Annotated in this window: 16 protein-coding genes and 1 tRNA gene; 5 read left to right on the forward strand and 12 right to left on the reverse strand. The window is 63.5% G+C overall.

Annotation, left to right across the window (positions count from 1 at the left end):
* Positions 1-14 precede the first annotated feature (14 nt).
* Positions 15-1,040 (reverse strand): TerC family protein, encoded by a 1,026-nt coding sequence (locus BLS91_RS13285; protein ID WP_092341237.1) that lies wholly within the window; start codon positions 1,038-1,040, stop codon positions 15-17.
* Between the two features lie 248 nt (positions 1,041-1,288).
* Positions 1,289-4,240: an Ig-like domain-containing protein gene (locus BLS91_RS13290; RefSeq protein ID WP_092341238.1), complete on the reverse strand. Its 2,952-nt coding sequence runs from the start codon at positions 4,238-4,240 to the stop codon at positions 1,289-1,291.
* Between the two features lie 258 nt (positions 4,241-4,498).
* On the opposite strand from BLS91_RS13290, the gene BLS91_RS13295 reads away from it, so the two are divergent.
* Complete coding sequence (locus BLS91_RS13295) at positions 4,499-5,632, forward strand: methyltransferase (RefSeq protein ID WP_092341239.1); 1,134 nt, start codon at positions 4,499-4,501, stop codon at positions 5,630-5,632.
* 92 nt (positions 5,633-5,724) lie between these two features.
* Here BLS91_RS13295 and BLS91_RS13300 read toward each other — a convergent pair whose 3' ends face one another.
* From BLS91_RS13300 to BLS91_RS13315, 4 genes are all read right to left on the reverse strand, one after another.
* Positions 5,725-6,489, reverse strand: coding sequence for an SCO1664 family protein (locus BLS91_RS13300; protein WP_092341240.1), 765 nt, complete (start codon positions 6,487-6,489; stop codon positions 5,725-5,727).
* A gap of 5 nt (positions 6,490-6,494) precedes the next feature.
* Positions 6,495-7,040: a DUF3090 domain-containing protein gene (locus BLS91_RS13305; protein ID WP_092341241.1), complete on the reverse strand. Its 546-nt coding sequence runs from the start codon at positions 7,038-7,040 to the stop codon at positions 6,495-6,497.
* Positions 7,041-7,049: 9 nt separating this feature from the next.
* Positions 7,050-7,757: a histidine phosphatase family protein gene (locus BLS91_RS13310; RefSeq protein ID WP_092341242.1), complete on the reverse strand. Its 708-nt coding sequence runs from the start codon at positions 7,755-7,757 to the stop codon at positions 7,050-7,052.
* Between the two features lie 81 nt (positions 7,758-7,838).
* Positions 7,839-7,911: transfer RNA gene (locus tag BLS91_RS13315), tRNA-Glu, on the reverse strand.
* 141 nt (positions 7,912-8,052) lie between these two features.
* On the opposite strand from BLS91_RS13315, the gene BLS91_RS13320 reads away from it, so the two are divergent.
* From BLS91_RS13320 to BLS91_RS13335, 4 genes are all read left to right on the forward strand, one after another.
* Positions 8,053-8,706 carry an MBL fold metallo-hydrolase gene (locus BLS91_RS13320; protein ID WP_092341243.1) on the forward strand — a complete coding sequence of 218 codons (654 nt, stop codon included), beginning with the start codon at positions 8,053-8,055 and terminating at the stop codon, positions 8,704-8,706.
* A gap of 123 nt (positions 8,707-8,829) precedes the next feature.
* On the forward strand, positions 8,830-9,600 hold the full coding sequence (locus BLS91_RS13325) for an ABC transporter ATP-binding protein (RefSeq protein ID WP_092341244.1): 771 nt from the start codon (positions 8,830-8,832) through the stop codon (positions 9,598-9,600).
* The gene (locus BLS91_RS13330; RefSeq protein WP_092341245.1) at positions 9,597-10,889 is read left to right on the forward strand and encodes an ABC transporter permease; all 1,293 of its coding nucleotides are present in this window, start codon (positions 9,597-9,599) and stop codon (positions 10,887-10,889) included. The genes BLS91_RS13325 and BLS91_RS13330 overlap by 4 nt, the downstream gene beginning before the upstream one ends.
* Positions 10,890-10,924: 35 nt before the next feature.
* On the forward strand, positions 10,925-11,629 hold the full coding sequence (locus BLS91_RS13335; RefSeq protein ID WP_092341246.1) for a TetR family transcriptional regulator: 705 nt from the start codon (positions 10,925-10,927) through the stop codon (positions 11,627-11,629).
* Between the two features lie 5 nt (positions 11,630-11,634).
* Here BLS91_RS13335 and BLS91_RS13340 read toward each other — a convergent pair whose 3' ends face one another.
* From BLS91_RS13340 to BLS91_RS13365, 6 genes are all read right to left on the reverse strand, one after another.
* Positions 11,635-12,531, reverse strand: coding sequence for a response regulator (locus BLS91_RS13340; RefSeq protein ID WP_092341247.1), 897 nt, complete (start codon positions 12,529-12,531; stop codon positions 11,635-11,637).
* A 4-nt stretch (positions 12,532-12,535) separates the two neighbouring features.
* Positions 12,536-15,328: a response regulator gene (locus BLS91_RS13345; RefSeq protein WP_134505128.1), complete on the reverse strand. Its 2,793-nt coding sequence runs from the start codon at positions 15,326-15,328 to the stop codon at positions 12,536-12,538.
* 272 nt (positions 15,329-15,600) lie between these two features.
* On the reverse strand, positions 15,601-18,045 hold the full coding sequence (locus BLS91_RS13350) for a hypothetical protein (protein ID WP_092341249.1): 2,445 nt from the start codon (positions 18,043-18,045) through the stop codon (positions 15,601-15,603).
* A gap of 740 nt (positions 18,046-18,785) precedes the next feature.
* The gene (rhaI, locus tag BLS91_RS13355; protein ID WP_092341250.1) at positions 18,786-19,952 is read right to left on the reverse strand and encodes an L-rhamnose isomerase; all 1,167 of its coding nucleotides are present in this window, start codon (positions 19,950-19,952) and stop codon (positions 18,786-18,788) included.
* Between the two features lie 40 nt (positions 19,953-19,992).
* Positions 19,993-20,601, reverse strand: a complete 609-nt coding sequence (locus BLS91_RS13360; RefSeq protein WP_092341251.1) for a histidine phosphatase family protein — start codon at positions 20,599-20,601, stop codon at positions 19,993-19,995.
* Positions 20,598-22,088 carry an FGGY-family carbohydrate kinase gene (locus BLS91_RS13365; RefSeq protein ID WP_092341252.1) on the reverse strand — a complete coding sequence of 497 codons (1,491 nt, stop codon included), beginning with the start codon at positions 22,086-22,088 and terminating at the stop codon, positions 20,598-20,600. Before BLS91_RS13365 ends, BLS91_RS13360 begins: the two co-directional genes overlap by 4 nt.
* Between the last annotated feature and the right edge of the window lie 24 nt (positions 22,089-22,112).

The following is a 22,112-nucleotide window of genomic DNA, read 5'->3' on the forward strand; positions in this document are numbered from 1 at the left end:
CCGGCCTCTATTCGTCATTCCTTGGCGGTCGCCGAAATCTCCTCGGCCAGCGTGTGACCACGCTTCTTGGCATCGTGACGCGCCTTGATCAGGCTCGCGATGGTGGCCACGGCCATGCTACCGATGATCACGCCGAGCGACGTCCAGGTGTCGATCTCCGGGGCCCACTCGATGTTTTCGCCGCCGTTGATGAAGATTACTTCGTTGGTGTGCATTGCGTGCAGCACGAGCTTAACGCCGATGAAAGCAAGGATGACCGCGATGCCGTACTTGAGGTATTCGAGCCGTTCGAGCAGTCCGCCGAGCAGGAAGTACAACTGGCGCAGGCCCATGAGAGCGAAGATGTTGGCCGTGAACACGATGAAGGGGCTCTGGGTGATGCCAAAGATCGCCGGAATCGAGTCGAGCGCGAAGATGAGGTCGGTGGTGCCGATCGCGATGAACACGATCAGCATCGGGGTGAAGACCTTTTTGCCATCGATTCGGGTTCGCACCTTGGAACCGTCGAATTCTGACGAGATACGGATTCGATGACGCAGCAGCCGGATGACCGCGTTCTCTTTGTCCTCGGTTTCTTCCTCGTTGGAGAACGCCTGCTTGACGGCGGTGTAGAAGAGGAACGCCCCGAAGATGTAGAAGATCCAGGCGTAGCTTTCGATCAGCTGGGCGCCGGCGAGAATGAAGATTCCGCGCAGCACGAGGGCGATGATGATGCCCACCATCAGCACTTCTTGCTGGTATTTTCGCGGTACCGAGAACCGCGCCATGATGATCACGAAGACGAAGAGGTTGTCGATCGACAGGCTGTACTCGGTGAGCCAGCCGGCGAGAAACTGCCCGGCATGCTCGGCGTCACCGAGCAGCAGCATGAGCAGTGCGAAGATCAGCGCCAGGGTCACATAGAACGCCACCCACAGGCCAGCCTCGCGCATGCTCGGCACGTGCGGGCGCTTGTAGACGATGAGCAGGTCGGCGACGAGAATCAGGGTCAGAACGACCAGTGATCCAGCCTCGAACCAGAGAGGGAGAGCGAGTTCCACGGGGGGCCTTTCAAGAAATAACGGGAGTCGGGTGTTACGGAACCCGAAAGTCTCTCCCGCACCAATAGGACCCAACCGGAACCAATCGATACCACCGCGACCGGGGCCCCGACAGCGCGGCCCGTATTGACGATCGCGACATAGAACCCGATCGGGCCCAGAGGGATACTCCCCTTCGCTTGCAAAATTCTAACAGTGTGGCGGGCGGGCGCGCGCGCGGTCGAAGATTTCCGGGTATGCCGGCGTTCTTACGGATTGATGCGGTGGTGAGTTTTCCGAATGTCCCGTCGCAGGATCAGCAGGAGAACACCGGCCAGCAGCAGCAGGAATGCCGCGCCGCCGATCCCTGGCGCTTCAAATCCCGAGCGGGCGAGTTCGGTCATCTCCGGGGCGACCGCTGCAACGCTGGCATTCTTGGTGCCCGAGTTGATGACGGTAATGGTCTCCGACGCCAGCTGTGCGGTCGAAGAAGTCACGCCGATTATCACGATGTGGTGCAGGCCGGCCGCTGTCGCCTCGGGAACGATGACGCGGGTCACGATGCTGCCGTTGGCATCAGCTGTGACGGTTGACAGCAGCACGGGTGTGGAATGAATCCACACTTGAACGGACTCCCCCGGATCGAAATCGGCACCAGTGACAGCGAGTGACTGCAGTGCACCCTCCTCAACGGTTTGTTCGAGCGTTGTGTTCTGTGGTGGCGTCGTGGCCACCACGAAACTATGGCTAGCCGAGCGCGCATTTCCATACGTGTCCTCGGCTGTGACGACGACGTCTACGTTTCCGTCGGCGAGCACACCGGGCTCAACCGTCCAGACGCCACCGACCTGCACCGTAGCGCTCAACACCTGCCCGGCCACCGTGACCGACACGGTCGCGCCGACCGGGGCATCCGTTGTTCCCGACAGTGTCGGCGTGGTGTCGCGCGTTCGACCCGCCGGGGCCACGGTCACGGCCACCGCGGGTGCGGTCGTGTCGATCGTGAAGACCTGGGTCGACGTTGCCGGGAGGTTCGTTACGCGGTCCACCACGGTCACGTCGACGGTGAAATTACCATCGGCAGAAATTTCGGCCGATTCGACCGACCAGGTTCCGGCAGCCGTCACGGTCGTTCTAAGAACCTGGCCATCGATCGTCACGGTCACTGCCGATCCGGCCGCAGCCGTCGAGGTACCGACGAAGGTCGGTGCTGGATCGTTGGATGCTGCTGCCGCGCCCCCGATGACAGTCACGTCGGGTGCCGCGACCACCGTGTAGACCTGAAGAGCGACACCCGTGTTACCGGCGGCATCCGTGATCGAGGCCGTGATGGTGTGATCGCCCTCGACGAGCGCCCCGGCGGCCACTGACCACGTGCCCCCCGCGATGACCGTGGCGGCGAGCGTCTGGGTGCCCACTGAAACGGATACCGCGGTGCCGACGGGTGCATTGGACGTGCCCGAAATGGTCGGTGTCGTATCGGCGTTGGTGAGTGCGGACCCTCCGGAAATGGACACGATCGGTGCGACGGTGTCGACGGAGTAGGCCTGCGTTGCCGTTTGGCTGTTACCCGCCGGGTCCGTGACCACAGCGGAAACCAGGTGATTGCCGTCACTGAGTGCGCCGGCCGTGACCGACCATGCGCCGTCGGAAACGGTCGCGAACAGGGTCTGATCGGCCACGGTGACGGTGACGACGGTGCCGTTGGCGGCATCCGTTGTGCCCGAGATGGTCGGCGTGGAATCGTTGATCAGCGTGGAACCCGTGATGATGGCCAGCGAGGGTTTGGTGGTGTCGACCCTGATGGTCTGGATGGCCGTGCCGGTATTGCCTGCAAGATCCGTGACGGAGACAGTGATGGTGTGCCCGCCCTCGACGAGGGCCGCCGCCGTCACCGACCAAGTACCACCCGCAACAACGGTGGAGGTCAGCGTTTGACCCGCAACCACCACGGTGACCGCCGTACCGACAGGGGCATCCGTCGTACCCGAAATCGTCGGCGTGCCATCCGCGGTCGTCAGCGACGAACCACCGGCGATGGCCACCGTCGGCGCTGTCGTGTCGAGAGTGATGGTCTGGCTCGCCGTTCCGGTCGCGCCGGTGACGGTGATGGTAACGACGGCCGCGTAGGAACCATCGGCACCGAGGTTGGTCACGGGCACCGAGAATGCACCCTCTGTAACGGTCGACGTGGCGGTAACGCCGTCGATCAGCACGGATACCGCGCTTCCGTCGGGGGCATCGGTTGTGCCGGAGATCGTCGGTGTCGAGTCGTTGGTGAGGAGAATGGCCCCGCCGGTGATCATCACGGTCGGGACGCTCACGTCCTCGGTGGAAAACGACTTTGTAATACGAATATTGCCAACGATCGTGGCGGTGATCGACCAGGAGTAGCTGGCCGAGTCAGTTCGCGTTCCCGCCACCGTTCCGGTGACGGGATCCAGGGAGATCCCGGGTGGTAGTTGGCCCGCTGTCACTGCCCAGGCCACGTCCTCAGCGCCGACCGATCTATTGTCGGACGACACGACCGAGAGACGGTCGGAGTAGGAGACTCCGTCTGTCATAGCTCCGAGGGTCTGATCGAGCCAATTCGTGGTGGCCGTGCCAGAGGGGGCATCGTTGATGATTCGTGCCGCCGCGCTGAGGGTGATCGCTGTTCCCGTCGTGAGCAGCTGACCGTGCAGCACGGAGCCCGCCGAGAGGGTACCGGCCGTGCCGCCGATGACCCGACCGCTGAATTGGGCGTTAGCCGCAATGGTGAAGGCCGCGCCGATGAACCAGTAGACGTTTCCGGCCTGCGCACCGTTGGCCAGAACCACTTCGGCATTCGCTGCGGTGTCGAATGCGCCGTGCGGCACCATGATGAAGATGGCATCGGGGTCGCCGCCCGCGTCAAGAGTGACATTGCCGGTCAGCGTGACATTGCTGTCAGCGGTGTGAATCCCCGGCAGAAGGGTCTTTCCAGCCAACTCTCCCGAAAGAATGTAGTTCCCGATCAAGGCCAGTGCGGCGGTGTGCGCTGTGGTGAGATCAGACTGCGCGCGCTGCGCCGCTGCGTTCCGCAGGTTGATGGCACCCACGCCCGAGAGCGTTCCCGTATTGGTGTAGACCCGGTTGGACTGGACACACCCAGGTCGGAGCCGAAGGTGCCCTGGACGCTCCCCGCGTCGCTGATCGTGACGGCCGAGTTGCCCAGAACGACATACGAGTTCGTACGCCATCCCCGGTGGAGTTTCTCGGAGAGCAACGAGTCGTCGGACTACCGAAGTTCCAGCCTGACGTACGTGTGGGTATTACCCCGGCGATGGAGCCACCCACTACGAGGGGAGAATACCCGTCTACGCCCCAGCCGGGTGACTCACCACGTATACAAGCCCTCAGAGTCAGGCCCTGGTGCGTCCCAGCCGGCGGTGACAACCCTCGCGACACCGCCGCGGCAGCGATCTATAATTGAAGGTTATGACTATGCACCGGGTTCGATGACTACCTCAGCCGACGACCCCGCCCACGTTCACTGGGCTCAGGAAGACATTCCGGCCTCAGCACTCTGGCGTTCGGCCAATGGCGCACCAGCCCCCTCGAGCGTCGTGCCCGTTGACGACACCATCACAGCGGATGCCGCGTACCGGCTGGCTTCGCAGGGCGTTGCCATGCTCTGGAGCGGGGACTTTCAGAACGCCCGCCAGATTCTGACGGCGCTGGAGCACCGCACTCGGCCACGTCCCGACAAATCCCAGCGCACGACCGGCGAGTTGTTCTACCGGTATCGGCAGAATCGTTCGCATCGGGCCCGGATCCTCGGCCTGCTCCTCGTTCCGATGCAGGCCGGCAACATCATCGGGTTGCGGCGCGCTCCCGACGTGGTCGCGGCCACGGTCGACGCTTATGGGAGCATCTCGGAGGCATCCGTTGTGTCGCTGCACGAGGTGCTCGGCACAATCGGAGCGCACCAGTGGCGCACCAAGGGCATTCCGGTTGCCGCGCTGAACGCGTCGATCTATCCCCACTACGGCACGTTCTTTCCGGTGCGTAGTGAATACGTCGACCTCGTCGCGACGGCTCCGCTCGCCGCGCCGAACCTCGCCTTCGACATCGGCACCGGAACCGGGGTGCTCGCGGCTGTGCTGGCGACCCGGGGCGTGCCGCGGGTGATCGCGACGGATATCGAGCCGCGAGCCGTCGCATCCGCTCGCGAAACGATGGCGCAACTCGGGCTCTCTAAACGTGTTGAGGTGCAGTTGGGCGATCTCTTTCCCGAGGGGCGTGCCGACCTCATCGTGTGCAACCCACCGTGGATTCCGGCGACCGCGCACTCACTGCTCGACGCGGCGGTCTACGACCCCGGTTCGCGCATGCTCAAGGGTTTTCTGGCCGGTGTGCGTGACCATTTGCAGCCCGGCGGCGAGGTGTGGCTCGTGCTCTCCGATTTTGCCGAACTGGTGGGGCTGCGCTCCCGCGACGATCTGCTCAAGGTCATCGATGCGGCCGGCCTGCGGGTGATCGGGGTACTCGACGCGCCCGCCGTGCACGCCCGCGCGACCGACGCGAGCGATTCGCTGCACGCGGTGCGTGCGAACGAGGTCACCTCGCTCTGGCGACTCTGCGCCAGCTAACCCAGCGCTAGTGTCCTGCGTCGGAAGTGCGTGCGAACCTGAATTCGCACTGACAGCCGCGTTTTACGATTCGCGAGCGGACGCTCGGCCCCCTAGAACAGTGGCCAGGGCACGGCGGTCTGGCCACCGCGCGGGGCGGGAAACCGGGGCTCGGCGATCAAGAGATCGCAGCGTGCGGCGAGCTGCGCGACCTCGGGCCCGGTAATCAACCCGGCGAGCTTCTCGCCGAGCTGGCCCAACAGTTGCGAACGCACCCGTTCAACGCCGGCCAACTCGTCAAGTGTGAGAGCCTCACCCAGCCATCCCCACAAGACCGTCCGCAGTTTGTCGTCGACGTGAAAGGTGAGGCCGTGATCGACGCCGAAGCGATGGCCGTCTGGCATGGCCAAAATGTGGTCGCCCTTGCGATCGGCGTTGTTCACGACGATGTCGAAGACCGCCATGCGGCGCAGGGCCGCCGAATCTTCGTGGATGAGGGTGACCGCGCGGTCCTCCTCGTCCCGTCCGTCGAAAACCCGGCGCCAGCCGGCATCCGGTACAGCGTCGGTCAAGACAAGGTCGACCGCTGCCTGGTCCGGGTCGGAGTCCTGCCAGAGCTGCACCATGCCAACACCGCCGGGGCCGTCGCGCAACCAGGTACGCGGCACCACATTCCAGCCGAGCGCCTCCGAGACCAGGTACGCCGCAGCCTCACGGTGGGCAAGGATTGCGCCCGGAAAGTCCCAGAGCGGCCGTTCACCGGCCATCGGCTTGTAAACAACCACGACATCGTCGATGCGCCCGAGGAAGGTCGCATTGGACGCTGTGCGGATGCGGCCCGTGAGCCCGAGCTCCGCGTTCTTGAGGTCGGGCTGCATGGCTGTCAGCGTTCGCCGGGCAGGGCGCAGACGTGCCCGGCGGCATCGATGGGAGTGCCGCAGAGCGCACAAATGGGGCGACCGGCCCCGACGACCTCGCGGGTACGCATGGCGAAGGCCTGCGCGGAACCCACCGGAATGCGCACGACCAGCATTTCCGCCGCCTCTCGGCTAGCCGCGTCGGGGTCGTCCTCGTCGTCCACGAGCGGAAACGCCTCGATCACCACCTGCGCGGTACTCGGGTCCCAGCCCAGGGTCATGGTGCCGGTGCGAAACTGCTCATCGACCGGTTGCTCGAGCGGGTCGTTGTCGACCAGTTCGATCGGCGTGCTGGCTGGCACGCTGAACGAGTTGCCCTCGTGCGTCGTCAGCTGCTCGAGCAGCTCGTCGATCTTCTCGGCGAGCAGCTCGGATTGCTGTTTCTCGAGGGCGATGCTGACGATTTGGGCTCCCGTGCGCACCTGCAGGTAGAACGTGCGAGATCCGGGCACGCCGACGGTGCCGACGACGACTCGATCGGGCCAGTCAAATTCGTGAACAATTGTGGGCATACGACTATTTTACGAGCGCAATGTCTGTGGCGCATCAGGACCGGCCCCGCCGCCAACCGGCGCGTCGTCCCCGCCTGCAGTCGTACGCAGCCAGGACAGGTCACCGGCGTCGGTATTGGTGGCAATGACATTGGGTCGGCTCAGCCCGTAGCGCACGATCGACACCGAGGCCGGACCGACCGAGATGCGCTGGAACAGGTCCAGGTGCATGCCGAGCGCGTCGGCCAGGATCGACTTGATGATGTCACCGTGGCTGACCGCGACCCACACGGCGTCCGGCCCATGCTGCGTCTCAAAGAACGCGTCCTGGCGTCGGATGGCGGCAACCGACCGGGCCTGCATAGTCGCCATCGACTCGCCCCCGGGAAAAACGGCAGCCGACGGCTGCGTCTGCACAACCGCCCACAGCTTTTCCAGCGCAAGCTCGCTGAGCGAGCGACCCTGCCAGTTTCCGTAGTCGCATTCGGTGATGTCCGCGTCAATCGAGCTGACCGGTGAACCGGCCTGGTGCAGAAGGATCAGGCTCGAGGTCTCCTGGCACCGTTCCAGCGGGCTGGAGACCACGCCGACCAGCGGCACCGCGGCGAGCCGCTCCCCCGCGCGGGCCGCCTGCTCGCGCCCGACCTCGTCGAGGCTAACTCCGAGGGTGCGCCCGGCCAGCATTCCGGTGGCATTGGCGGTGGTGCGGCCGTGCCGCACGAGAATGACTGTGGCCATGACTATGAGCCTATACAGGCTGAAGCACTCCCTTAACCAACGAGCGCCCGGCACCTACACGAGAAGGCAACCGGGCAATTGTGACCCCAGCGGGATTCGAACCCGCGTTACCGCCGTGAGAGGGCGATGTCCTAGGCCGCTAAACGATGGGGCCGTTTTTGCAACTTACCGAGTATGCCACACAGTTGAGCGCACTTCCAAACTGAGTGCGCGCGGCGCGTCGCGACTGCTGCCAGCACCCTTCAGGAAAGCGGATGCTGTTGCGCCACGACTCGAATCGGGGTTAGCTCGGAGCATGAAACTGACCAAGCTGGAGCATGCCGCGCTCATCGTCGAACTCTCGGGCAAAAAGCTCTACATCGACCCCGGTTCGTTCACCACGGCGCTCACCGGCACGGCCGGTGCGGTCGCCGTGGTGATCACCCACGAGCACGCTGACCACTGGACTCCCGAGCAGCTCACCCGCATCATCGAAATGAATCCTGACCTCAGCATTTTCGCTCCGGCCGGTGTCGCTCGGGCCATCGCGGCCTCCAATCTCAGCGACACCCCGGTCACCATCGTCAAGGCCGGCGACGTCATCGAGGTCGAGCCGTTCACCCTGCGCTTCTTCGGCGCCACCCACGCGGTCATCCACGAATCGATCCCGGTCATCGACAACGTCGGGGTACTCGTCAACGAGGAGCTGTATTACGCCGGCGACGCCTTCACAATTCCAGAGGGAGTGGAGATCGGCACGCTCGCCGTGCCGGCCGCGGCCCCCTGGATGAAAATGAGCGAGGCGATGGACTTCATTTTCGCCATCAAGCCCAAGCGCAGCTTCCCCACCCACGAAATGTTGCTGTCCCGAGCCGGAAAAGACCTGTCCAATTCCCGATACGAGAACGTGACGAAACTCGGCGGGGGCGAGTTCTTCCCACTGGAACCGGGCGACAGCCTCGATCTGTAGGCCGAGCCGCACCGAGCATCCGCTCGGAATCGGCCTCCCCTCAGCCAACTTGCAGCAACTGCAAATTATAGTGCAGTTACTGTAATTGTGGCCCGCGTGGGCCACCAGAACCGAGGGAAACCGATGGACAGCCAGTGGGTAATTGATGCGCAAGGCCTGGAGAAATCCTACGGGTCGGGTGCGAGCCGTTTCGACGCTCTGAAAGGGGTGTCCGTTCAGATCGCACCCGGCGAGACCTTGGCGATCGTCGGAAAGAGCGGGTCGGGCAAGTCCACCCTCATGCACCTACTCGCCCTGCTCGACGAACCCGATGAGGGAACACTGCAGGTCGCCGGTCGAGACGCCAAGTCGCTGTCCAAGTGCGCGGTCAACGGGCTGCGCAACAAGGAGTTCGGCTTCGTCTTTCAGCAGTTCTTTCTCACGCCCAACGTGAGTGTGCTCGACAACGTCATCCTGCCGCTGAAGATTGCCGGCATGGGCGGCAAGGAGCGCCGCAAGCGCGGCATGGAAGTGCTCGAACAGCTCGAACTGGCCGACAAGGCCGGCAACAAGGCCACGACCCTCTCGGGTGGTCAGAAGCAGCGCGTCGTGATCGGTCGCGCCCTGGTCAATGCGCCGCGCGTGATCTTCGCCGACGAACCCACCGGAAACCTCGACACCGCCACGGGAGCCGTGGTCGAAGACATTCTGTTCGAACTCAATCGCAGCCAGGGCATCACCCTGGTCATCGTCACTCACGACGAGGACCTCGCCGCCCGTTGTGACCGTCAAATTTACATTCGCGACGGACTCGTCGTGTCGCAGACCACATCGACCCACACCGGTTTGACCCACACCGGGGCCCACGCGCTCGTCACCCCGGAAGCACTCAGCACCGCCGGAGGCGCAGAATGAGAACCAAAGACCTCGTCGCCACCGCGATCTCCAACACCTTTCGCAGCAAACTCCGCACGACCCTGACCGTTCTGGCCATCTTCGTTGGTGCGTTCACGCTCACCCTCACCAACGCAGTCGGCGCCGGCGTCAGCCAGTACGTCGACGCCCAGGTGGGTGCCCTTGGCGCCCCCGACGTATTCATCATCACGCAGGCCAGCGACGCCACCACGGCCGGCGACGGCCCGGTAAAGTACAACGCTGGCAGTTCAGCGTCGGTGTCCAGCCAGCAGGGTCCTCCCGGCACCACGACCAAGGCGCTGACGGACACCGACCTCACCAAAATCGCCGACACCGCCGGCATCGTCTCGGTCGATCCGATTCGATCGGTGCAGCCCGACTACATCGAATACGGCACCGGCACGCAGTACGAGTTCAGCATCAACGCCACCTCCGCCGTCACCACGGCCGACCTCACCGCCGGCGCGCAGCTCGATGGCAGCGCCAGCGAGGCCCAGCTCGTACTGCCCGACACCTTCGTGACTCCGCTCGGGTTCGCCTCGGCGGATGACGCAGTGGGGGCATCCGTTTCGATCGGAATCACCGATATTCTCGGCGAGCAGCACACCGTGAACGCCACCATCGTGGGCGTCTCGCTGGAGAGCCTGCTCGCTGCCGGCGCCGGCGCGAACGATGCGCTCATCGCCGAATTGGCCGACGCGCAGTCCGGCGGCATCGAGACGGCAGTCACGAGCTACGGCGTGGCCGTCGCCCACTTCGACAAGGCGCTGTCAGCGGATGCCGTGACCGCGCTCAAGGCAGACCTCGCCACCGAGGGCTACACCGCGAACACCATCGAAGACCAGCTGGGCGCCGTGCAGACCGTGATCAACGGCATCGTGGGCGTGCTCAACGCCTTCGCCGTGATTGCCCTGATCGCAGCTGCATTCGGCATCATCAATACCCTGCTGATGAGCGTGCAGGAACGCACCCGCGAGATAGGCCTGATGAAGGCCATGGGAATGAGCGGCGGCAAGGTCTACACGCTGTTCAGCCTCGAAGCGATCGTCATCGGCTTCCTCGGCAGCGCCATCGGCGCCGGCGTGGCCATCGGGCTCGGCTCCGCGCTGAGTGCCGTGCTGTCACAGGGCCTGCTGTCGGGACTACCCGGGCTGAACATCCTCTTGTTCGAGCCGACTTCGGTAGCTTTCGTCATCCTGCTGGTCATGTTGATCGCGTTCCTCTCGGGCACCCTGCCGGCCCAGCGCGCGGCAAAGCAGAATCCGATTGAGTCGCTGCGCTACGAGTAGCACCGACCGTTAACACCGATGGACCAGGACGAGGCATGACCGACACCCCGAGACCGCGCACACGCACTCGTGACGACAAGCATCACCAAACGAGCCTGCGCGTGGAGCGGAGCGCGGTCAGCCTCGTTCTGGAACACGGTTTCGACAACGTCACCGTGGACATGATCTGCAGCCAGAGCGGCATCTCACAGCGCACCTTCTTCAACTATTTCAAGACCAAGAAAGCCGCCATTATCGGCGCTGAACCGCCCAGCATCGACGAGAGCCGGGCCCGAGAATTCATCGCAGCCCCCGGCGACGACCTGCTGCCCGATGTGCTCACCCTGATGAGCGCGATCGGCCCCCGGGACGGCATCGAGGAAGAACTGTTCACGGACCGCCTCCGGGTGTTCGGCTTGCATCCCCAGCTCATGCAGGAACAGATGGACCGGATGACCCGGGTAACCTCCGAGGTGACCGAGCTGGTCTACCTGCGCCTCGGACGCGCTGCGATCCCGCAATCGGAGAGCGACGCTGACCGTGTCTTTCGGCGCGGACAAGCGGGGCTGCTTACCCACGCCATGCTCGGCGTGGTGCGTTTCATGGCCCTGCAGTGGATTCCCGACTTTGACCGCCTCTCGCCAACCGACAACGGGTCCATCGCTGCCGAGCGTGTTTTGCCCCCGTCATTGGCGGAATCGCTCGAACGAACGATCATCCTGCTGCGGCGCACGCTGGGCAGTCCGGGCCTCGGCGAGTAGTTCGGCTAACGGTCGGATTCCAGCGGTAACCATTTCAGCAGGGCGCCGCGCAATTTAGCCAAGTGCAGGGGGCGCATGAGGGACTCGTCCATGCCGACCATGCGGGCGTGATCTGCGTCGCCGCGCACTGCGCTCGCGGTCATCGCCAGAATTGGCATGCGCATTCCCGGTGGCTCGGCTGCTCGAATGGCCGATGCGAGCTCGTAGCCGGTCATCTCCGGCATGTGCAGGTCGGTGATCACCAGGTCATAGTCTCCGCTCGCCCACCGCGCGAACGCCAGGGCACCGTTGTCTGTCATGTCCGCCTCGTAGCCCAGCAGGTTCAGCTGCCAAACGATGAGTTTCTGGTTGGTCGGGTTGTCTTCGGCCACGAGGATGCGGGGAGCGCCCGGAGCACGAGGTGTCGCCCGCTCCTGGTGCGCGAGTAAATTATCCGCTCTCGTCGCGTTGTGCCGTGCCAGCTCGCGGTGCGACTCAATCGACTGCAGAACACTGCGGGTGAGCGAACCAGCCTCGTCCGCGGTGCGTTCGTCGTCGACGCGGGGCATGAGCCAGTTGATTGCGTCTTCGAGCTCCTGATACTGCAGCGGTTTGGTGATGTAGGCATCGCATCCGACCTCGCGTGCCCGCTCCTGGTCTCGGGACATAGCCATCGCGGTCAGCGCGATCACAGGGATCTCGGCGGTGACCGGATTCTTCTTCAATTCGGCGGTGGCGGCGAATCCGTCCATTCCCGGTAACTGGATGTCCATCAGGATCAGGTCCGGTATTTCGCGGTGCGCTAGCAGCAGGCCGCTCTCAGCATCAACGGCCTCGAACGTCACGTGATCCGCCCGGCGAACGAGCAGGGTGGCGAGCTTCATGTTGATGGGGTTGTCTTCGACGATCAGAATCCTGGCCACATCATCACTGACCCAATGAGTCGCCTGAGGCCAACGCGCGCTTCACCTCGGCCATAAAAGCCGTTCGGTTGAAGTTCTCCGTTCCAAGTATCCGCACGGGCTGGGTTGGGTCGCTCTCCACTGCGGCCAGTTCCTGAACGGTGAGCTGCTTGCCGGTCACTATCAGCACTGGAATGTGTGCCGTGCTCTCGTCGCTCTGCAACGCCAGCACAACCTGATAGCCGCTGAACCCTTCCATCATGAGGTTGAGCAGCACGAGATCGGGATGCAATCGTTGTGCCATTTCAATGGCCTCGTCCTTGGTGAAGGCGCGTTCCACGGCATATTCCGGTCGAGTGAGGAACCGTGCGATAACGTCGACGGTCTCGGGATCGTCGTCGGCCACCAACACCCGGCGGGTGCGCAGGGCATCGGGGCTGAGCCCCAACACGTTCAGCGATTGTTGGAGTGCTGCCCGACTGATCGGTTTTTCGAGCACGGCGGCCGCACCGTGGGTGAGCGCGAGGCTGACGTCTGTATCCCCCGCAATGATCACAATAGGCACAGCGGCAAGGTCAGAGAACTCGTGCAGTCGAATCAGAAACCCCCAGCCGTCCATCCCCGGCAAGCGGATATCGAGTGTGATAAGGCTGAGGTGCTGGTGCGGCGCAATCGCGAGCCCTTCCTCACCGCTCGGGGCAACGATGACGCGAAATCCTTCAGCTTCGAGCAGCAGTCGAAGCACTTCGGCACCTTTAGCGTCGTCTTCGATGACGAGCGCAACGTGCTTCTCGGAGCGCGCCTTGGACTCCTGCTGCGGTTGTGACTTCAGTGCCGCAGCCACGGATTCGGAGGTCGGCTGCCCGGTCGCGGTCGAGTACACTTCCCGGTCGGGCGATACCCCATCCGTTTTCAAGTCGGACGTTGATGACGGTGTGGCGGTAGCGGCCGGTTGGAACGGATGCGGTTTCGGCCGGCACGTACCGGATGTCTGCCCATCGGTCCCCGGGGCCGGATCCCGGCCGGTTTCCGACTTTTCCAACCCCGGCGCCGACCACTCCGGCGCAATCTGGTCGTTCGTGCCGAGCGGCAGCCAGACGGCGAAACTTGCGCCCTCTCCCTCGGCGCTGGCTACGGCCACCGTGCCGCCCTGAATTCCGACCATCTGCGTGACCGTGGCCAGGCCGAGCCCTGTGCCCTCGAACCGTCTGGCCAGGGTACTGTCAATCTGGCTGAACGCCAGGAACAGTTTCGACATGTTCTCCGACGAGATCCCCATCCCCGTATCGACGACGCGAATCTCCAGAAAGTTCATGACACCGCTCTTGGGCAGGGGAAAATCATGAACGGGCCAGGAGCCGTCAATCTTTCCGACGGCGCTGCGCGGTACGCGTTGGGCGATGAGGGTGACCTGACCCTGGTCGGGTGTGAATTTCACCGCGTTCGAGAGCAGGTTGTAGACGATCTGTTTCGTCTTGCGCATGTCAAGCTGCGGAACGCCGAGGTCGTCTGCACCCTCAAATCGAAGCTGGATGCCGTGCGTCGCGGCGCCATCGCGCACGATCAGCAGGCTTTGTTCCAGCAACGAGCGCACGTCAACGGCCTCCAACTCGATGTCCATCATTCCTGCCTCCACCTTGGACAGGTCGAGGATGTCGTTGATGAGGGCGAGTAGGTGATGACCACTGGTGTAAATATCACCGATATAGTCGCGCTGGGACTCACTCATGTCGCCCATGAGACCGTCTTTCAGCGCTTCGGAGAAGCCGATGATGGCGTTCAACGGTGTGCGCAGTTCGTGCGACATGGTGGCCAGAAACTCAGTTTTCATGCGGCTGGCGTGCTCCAGCTCGATGTTGGTTTCCTTGAGCGCCTGCTCAAACCGTTTGCGTTCCGTGACATCGCGAGCGGAGGCGAAAACACCCTGAACGACCCGATCTCGATCGTAGAATGTGGCCGCGTTGTAGGAGACGTCCGTTTCATCACCATTGAGCGCTCGCACCGTCAGCTCGTAGTCGGTGACCCTGTTCTCGGCCAGCGCCCGCCGAATCGCAGTGTCGGCTCGGGCAGGATCAGTGAAGAAGTTACGGCAGGGAGCGCCGATGAGCTCGTCTCTGGTTCGTCCGGTCAGCTCGATCATCTGCTGGTTCACGTCGGAGATGATGCCCATGGTGTCTGTCGTCATCAGTGCGTCGATATTCGACTCGATCAGCGAACGCGTGTAGAACTGCTGGTCGCGCAGCCGCTGGTCGAGCACGGATTGGGCGATCTCCACCTGTTTGCGCGAGGTGTTGTCGGTTCCGATCAGCAGGTAGCCGATAATGGCGGCATCGACGTCACGCAGCGCGGTCACCGAAACGATCGCCGGAAAACGGCTGCCGTCCTTACGCACCACGGTGAGTTCATAGATATCTTCGATGCCACGACTCGCCTTGAAGACGAGAGCCTCAAAACCGGGCTTAATTGTGGTGCCGAACTCCAGGCTGAGCTGGGCTGCTCGCAGAATGATCTCTTCGGGGTCGTGCATTTGGGCAGGGGTGACCTGGTTCACGACCTCTTCAGCGGTGTATCCCAGCATGCGCTGGGCGCCCACGTTGAAGATCTGAATCACGCCTTGCGCATCCGTTGCGATGCTGGAGAAGTTGGCACTGTTGAAGATGGCGTCCTGCAGGCTCACGGTCTGCTCCAGCAGGTTCTTCTCCAGCACGGCAGCCTGGGCGACTGAGCTCTCCGCACCCGGCAGACTCCCTTCGACCACAGCCATGCTGTCGACGGCAGGCGGCCGCTGGGAGCGATTCTTACGGCTGTGGGGGGTCATGATCATCACGCCTTCCGTGATCCATCGATGCGCAGTGAGCGTTTTAGTTCAGTGAAACGCTTCACGGAAAGGCAGAAGAGGCACGCATTCGGCAACTTCGCCTCGCTTGATTGCCGCGAGTCGTCCAGGGGAATTTCCCTCAGCCAAATCTATATCATGAAATACCCTCAGATACCCCCTTATTGGGGTAGTCGCGTATGCCCTCCCCCGACACAAAAAAGGTTCGGGCTCGGCTCGCGCCGAACCCGAACCTTGAGTGCTGTGGTGATGGGTTAGTAGACCTCGGTCACCACGACCTCGCCGTCAACAACGTTGACCTCAGCGTTGACCGTGAGGTAGTTCTCCTCGGATTCATGGCGGATCTCGGAGGAAAATCCGTAGTTGACGTCGTACGCCATGGTCACAACTCCGTAGGTGTCGGTGCTGACCGTCAGACCACCCTCCTCGTAGGACAGGTCCACCGTGAGGTCGGGCGCCGTCACGAGGGTGTAGACCACGTTGGAGTAGTAAGAAGAGATGTACCCCAGGTATGGGCAGTCGTCGGACGCGGCCTCGCCCGCGGCGAGGCAGGTCGTGATGAGCGTGTTGACGGCTTCCAGGGCGGCGGCTTCGTACTCTGCGGTTGGGGTGGCCGTGAACACGTCGTCACTCGATTCGAACTCACCGGAGCCGCCGAGCAGCCCGCTCACGACATAGGTCACGGATGATTCTTCGAAATACTCGGTGGCAGGAACGGCCACTTCGTAGGTGCCGGGGAAAGCCGGAAGGTTCAGCCCGCCGTCCTTTGTCGTCCCGACCGACGTACCGTTCGCCTCGAGGTCAACATCGCCCATTCTGGACGGCAGGTAGACATCGATCTGGCCCGGCTCGGCGTTCAGTATGGACCACTTATCAGCGATCAGCCAGGCGGTGCTCGTGCGGGTGAGCTTCAGCACGGCAGAATCGGCAACTCCGCCCTGTTTGAAGTGCACCTCGATTTCGGCGACATCTCCGACAATGGTGACGTCCGAAATGGCGGCGTCTTTGATGCGATCGGTTGCCAGCCCAAAGATGTCGTTGGAGAGCAGGCCGTCGCCGGCATCCGCTGACGACCCCAGCAGCTTCAGAGCCGTCGTAGCGTTGCCCTTTTCCAATGAATCCAGGTAGGCGGTAGCGACATTCTGCGGGCCGAACACCGAGGAACGCACGATGCCGCCGGCCACACTGCCAGCAATGACGAGCAGCACAGCCGCACCGACGATGATGGCGCCGATCTTGACACGCTTGGCGGTGGCCGGCGACATGGTGGTGGTGGCAAACGGGAGCGGTGCCGCACCCGGCTGGCCGGCCAGGGTGGGATAGGCGCTGGCGGCGGCAGCGCTGGCGGGATCGATGCTGTACGGCATCCCTGCGGCAAGAGGCGCACCGGCTGCAGCGGGCACGAGCGGTGCCGTCGGCACGACGGGCAGCAAACGTTCCTGACCCGAGAGCTTAACCAGGGCGCCAATGGTCCCTGGCGTTGCATAGGCCAGGACAACCGGTGCGACGAAGCGCGTCAGGGCCTCAATGGCAGCACCCCAGATTGCGAAGATCAGAAAGGTCCATGCAGCGGGGCCGAACGTTCCCGAGGCCGAGGCCCTCTCGGGGGCGGTCATCGACGCCGTGAACAATGCGCTGCCGAGGAGCTGGAGAATCAAGCCGAATACCAGGTACGTGGCAATGGTGGCCAGCCACGACGTGGGGGCCGGGAGCACACGGTTGCGACGAACCGCGAGCAGCAGCGAGGCGACAACCGCCAGAATGACGGCGAGCAGCACGATGAGCCAGATAAAACCGGTGACTCCCTCGGTGAACACTGAAATGCTCTGCTGAGGCTGCTCGTCGGACGCGCCGCCCAGGCCGGACAGCGCACGCTCCAGGTCGCTCAAGTCTGCGGAGAAGGCGCCAAGCAGACCGATCACGACGGCGTTGATAGCGATGGTGAACAGGAATACGGGGAGCACACCGACGAATTCGTCGGCTTCAGACAGCGGAGTCAGAACGGCCAGCACGACCGCCATGACAGCGATGAACGTGCCGAGGTGCAGGGCCGCAATGCGCACGGTGCCCCAAGGCAGCCAGGTTGCGCGGGCGACCAGGCGTGACCATCCGTCTGTGGCCTGCAAACGAGCCACATACGAAACGGCGAATCCGATGACCAGAGCACCCAGGAAGGAACCGACGGATGCCGCGGAGGTGGAGCCGACAGGAATGTCCAACTGCAGGTCGGGGAACTGCACGGGCAGCACGGCCGCCAGCACTGTTGCACCAATGGCGAGCGTAAGCCCGGACACGGCCGACAGGATGAGGGCCGAGGATGTCTGCCAAACCCCGCGCCCCACGAAACGACTGGACAGATAAATTCCGGCCAGCAGAGCTGCGAGCACTAACAGCGGCAACGCCCCGACGGTGATACTGCCGGAGAAGGCGACGAAGAAGTCAACTTCTGCCGACGCACTCAGCTGGCCAAACGTTGCCATCGCGACCAACTGCACCGGGCCGGATACAAGCCAGCCGGCCGAGAACATCTCCCAGCCGGTGAGAAGCCCGGTCAGAGCAACCGTCAGGAGCGCGACCACGAACGCCGCTCCGTATCCGATTCCAGCGGATGCGATGGCTCCCCGCCACGCGCGCGGCGCGATCGTGGAGAACGCGTTCGGAGCGCTCGGCCCCTGGGCCAGGGGCTGTCCGGCTGGCACGGCGTAAGGGTTTGCCTGTGTCGGCGCTGCCTGAGCAGGAGCTGCCTGGTCAGAAGCGGGCGGAGTCGGCGCGGGCGGAGTCGGCGGCATTGATCCAGGCTGGAACGGATTCGGTGGCGTGGACGGCGGCGTGTTTTCAAGCGACATAAATGTCGTAATCTCCCCAAGATTGATGTGTGTGCGGGCACAGGGTGAACATCACCTGTGCATTCCATGAGAAACCCATGGCAGCATTAGCCTATTGCACACAAAAGACGTCGCCGACCGGTGCATTCGAAGCTCGATCAGCCAACTCGCCAGCGAATTCAGCGAAGAACACTCTCCGGCGTTCCGCGCCGCACGACGGCACGAGAAACTTCGCAATTTCCGTGCTCGACGCGAGTAATACATCCACTGGGCAGCTGCTCGCGAACACCATCGGCGCCTACGCCGGCACGACCGAGCACGGCCCGAGGACGTCGTCGCTGCCAACACCTTCGCTGGCGACGGAACATTTCGGGTTGGCACGGATATTCAGCCGGGTACGTACTCGTCGGATGGCGGATCGAGCTGCTAGTGGGCGCGACTAAATGCCACCGGCGACGACATAATAGACAACAACATCAGCTCGGGTCCGGCCCTGGTAACCGTGCAGGCCTCGGACGGCCTGATCAAGACCTCTCGCTGCGCTCCGTTCACCAAGTCAGGCTAGGAATGCGCTATCGCTGACGGACGGCGCTCAATCGAAGTCGTGGATCCGCTTAAGCGCCCCAGCCGGCCTGGCTGCCGCCAACGCGCTCGGCGGAAATCTTTGCCTGGTACCCGGATGCGGCATATGCCGTCATCGGGTCGGCCGGGAGACCCCGGCTTTCGCGCCAGGCGGCGAGCGAGGGGCGCACATCCGTGTAGAAGGCATCCATCAGAATGCCATTGGCTCCGAGCACATCGCCGGCGTTCTGGGCCAGGGTCAGGGCGTCCTGGTCGACGAGCAGCGCGCGGGCGGTCATCTCCTGCACGTTGAGCACCGAGCGAATTTGCCCGGGGATCTTGTCCTCGACGTTGTGGCATTGATCGAGCATGAATGCCACGGTCGATTCCGGGCCGTAGCCGCCGCCGCGAATGACCTCGTAGAGAATGCGGAACAGCTGGAACGGGTCGGCCGCACCGACTATGAGGTCGTCGTCGGCGTAGAACCGCGAGTTGAAGTCGAAGGAGCCGAGCTTACCGAGGCGAAGCAGCTGGGCGACGATGAATTCAATATTGGTGCCTGGAGCGTGATGGCCGGTGTCGAGGCAGACGCTGGCCTTCTCACCGAGCGCGACCACCTGCGCGTAGCTGGTTCCCCAGTCGGGTACATCAGTGTGGTAGAAAGCGGGCTCGAAGAACTTGTATTCGAGCACCAGTCGGTGGTCGTCGCCGAGGCGGGCGTAGATGGCGGCGAGCGACTCGGCGAGCCGGTCCTGGCGGCCGCGGATATCGCCCTGGCCGGGGTAATTGGTGCCGTCGGCCAGCCATATCTTGAGGTCGGTCGACCCGGTCTGGTGCATGATATCGATGCACTCGAAGTGATGGTCGATGGCCTTCTGGCGCGTCGCCGCGTTGGTGTGAGTGAGGCTGCCGAACTTGTAGGCGTCGTCCTGAAAGGTGTTGGAGTTGACGGTGCCGAGGGCGAGTCCTTGGTCGGCGGCGAACGCCCGCAACGCCCCATAGTCATCGACCTTGTCCCACGGAATGTGTAGGGCGATCTTGGGTGCGAGGCCGGTGTACTGGTTGACCGTGGCGGCATCACAGATCTTCTCTTCGATGGTGCGCGGGGTGCCCGGCGTTTCGAACACCTTGAACCGGGTTCCGGAATTACCGAACGCCCAGGAGGGCAGCTCGATGGCCTGCTGCGCAAGAAGCGGCTCGATCGAAGCGAAAGTGGTCATGATGTGATCCTGTTCTCTTGGAGGGTGTTGAGCTTGGTCGTCAAGGTGTCAGCGGCACGTTGTAGCTGAGCAGCGCGGTGCCTTGCGTCGTCCAGGACACCGTCGTGATGCCTACATTGAGCACTGCGGGGAAGACCGCGCGGTAGCGGTCTGCCGGAATCCCCAACGCGCGACAGAGAATGAGGCGCATAAGGGTCGAATGCATGACAACGAGCGCCGTTCCGGCAGGATGCTTCGCGGCGATCGCCTCGAGGGCAGTCCATGCTCGCTCGGCGGCGTCGACCCCCGACTCGGCCCCCGGCAGCGGGGATGTACCTGGATGTTCGACGAATCGGGCGGTTTCTTCGGGAAAGGTTGCCTTCATTTCGGCAGAAGTCAGGCCCTCTCCTCGCCCAAAGTCGACTTCACGCAGCGCTGGAACGACGCTGAGAGGGAGCCCGAGCGCCATGGCCGATGGAGTGGCGGTGGTCACGGCGCGCGACAGGTCGGAAGCGTAGACCGCGTCGATCGACTGCCCCTGGGCCCAGCGTGCAAGATCTTCGGCCTGGGCGATACCCAGCTCGGTGAGCGCGACATCTGAGCTTCCGGCATAGCGATTTTCGGCGTGCCACGTGGTCTCGCCGTGACGCACGAGAAACAGGGTCGTCACGGTGTGATCCAGTTCTTCGAGCCGAGTTCGGCGACGAATCTGTCGTAGCGATCGTTCCAGAGCGCCGCCGGAGCGGAGCGCGGCTCGACGACCCGCCCAACGATCGACATGCGCGAGGCGGTCTCGGGCAGCGAGCTTCCGGCTGTCCCCGCCCACGCGGCCAGGATAGCCATGCCAATCGACCCCTCGGACGATCGCGGAATACTGATCGTGCGTCCGAGCAGATCGGCGCGAAGTTGGGTCCACCATTCGTTGTTCGTGCCTCCCCCCGACGAACTCAATGTGCCGTCGACGGCGGCGCCAGCGCGAGCCATCATCTCAAGACTGAGGCGTTCGACGCAGGCGATACCAAGCATGATCGAGGCGAGGAGAAGGTCTGGGTCGAGCAGAGTTACAGCTGCGCTGAGGCTGTAATTAATCCCGTCAACGGTGACGAACCCTGGAGCATCGGGGCGGATCACGGGGAAGCGCTCGCCGGTACCGGCCAGGGGATAACTTGTCGGAATCGATGAGAGCCGGTGCCCCAGGCCGCTCAGGCGGGAGGATGCCCCCGCCAGGTCGATGGAGGGTAGCGTTGCGGTGATCGCTCCAGCACCGACACTCGAGGCACCGCCCGGAAACCACAGTCCATCGTGGGGCGCGCGATGCGAGTAGACCGCTCCGCCGTCGTCGATGATGATGCGGTTGGACACGCCCTTGAGCACCATGGTGGTCCCGATCGTGGTGTGCCAGTCACCCAGGCCAAGAGTGGCGGCGCTGAGCTGCGCGGCACAGCCGTCGGTCATTCCGGCGAAGACGGGAATACCGACGGGCAACCCGGTCACATCGGCCCACCATGCGCCCGATCGGCCGAGCTCGGTGCCGGGAGCGACGACGCTCGGCAGCTGGTCGGGGTCGATGCCGAGTGCGTCGAGGGCACGGACGGGCCATTCCAGTGCCAGCAGGTCGTATCCCGATTTAAGGGAGTGACTCCAGTCAGAGGCGACACGCGTTCCGACGATTGCGGATGCCAGCACGTCGGCTTGGTGGGCGATCCAGCGCTTTTCGGAAAGCATGCCGTTGCGTGCGAGCCAGGCGATCTTCGGCAGGGCCCAGGTCGGCTGAATTTTGTAGCCCAAGCGCGCCCAGCGCACCGGGTCAGACTGGTTGGCTTCCGGTCCGATCGCTTCAGCCCTGGCGTCGTCGTACATGAGGCCAGCCGAACACGGCCGACCCGCGGCATCCACTGTTGTGATGGTGCCCGATGTCGCGCAGATGGATACCCCCGCGATGCGGGCCACGGCCGTGGACGGTAGCGACGCCAGTGCCACGGCCAGCGCTGCACCGGCATGGTTGATCCAATCCTGCGGATCCTGTTCGTGTCGGTCGCCCATTCGCCGACTTACCAGGGGTACAGCGGATGACGCGGCGACAGACCCTTCATCGTCGACGATGGATACCTTCGCACTCTGAGTGCCAAGATCAATGCCGATCCACAGCGCTGTCATCGCCACTGTGGACCTGTTCCAACG

The sequence above is a fragment of the Cryobacterium flavum genome (assembly GCF_900103805.1).
In the GTDB taxonomy this organism is placed as follows: Bacteria; Actinomycetota; Actinomycetes; order Actinomycetales; family Microbacteriaceae; genus Cryobacterium; species Cryobacterium flavum.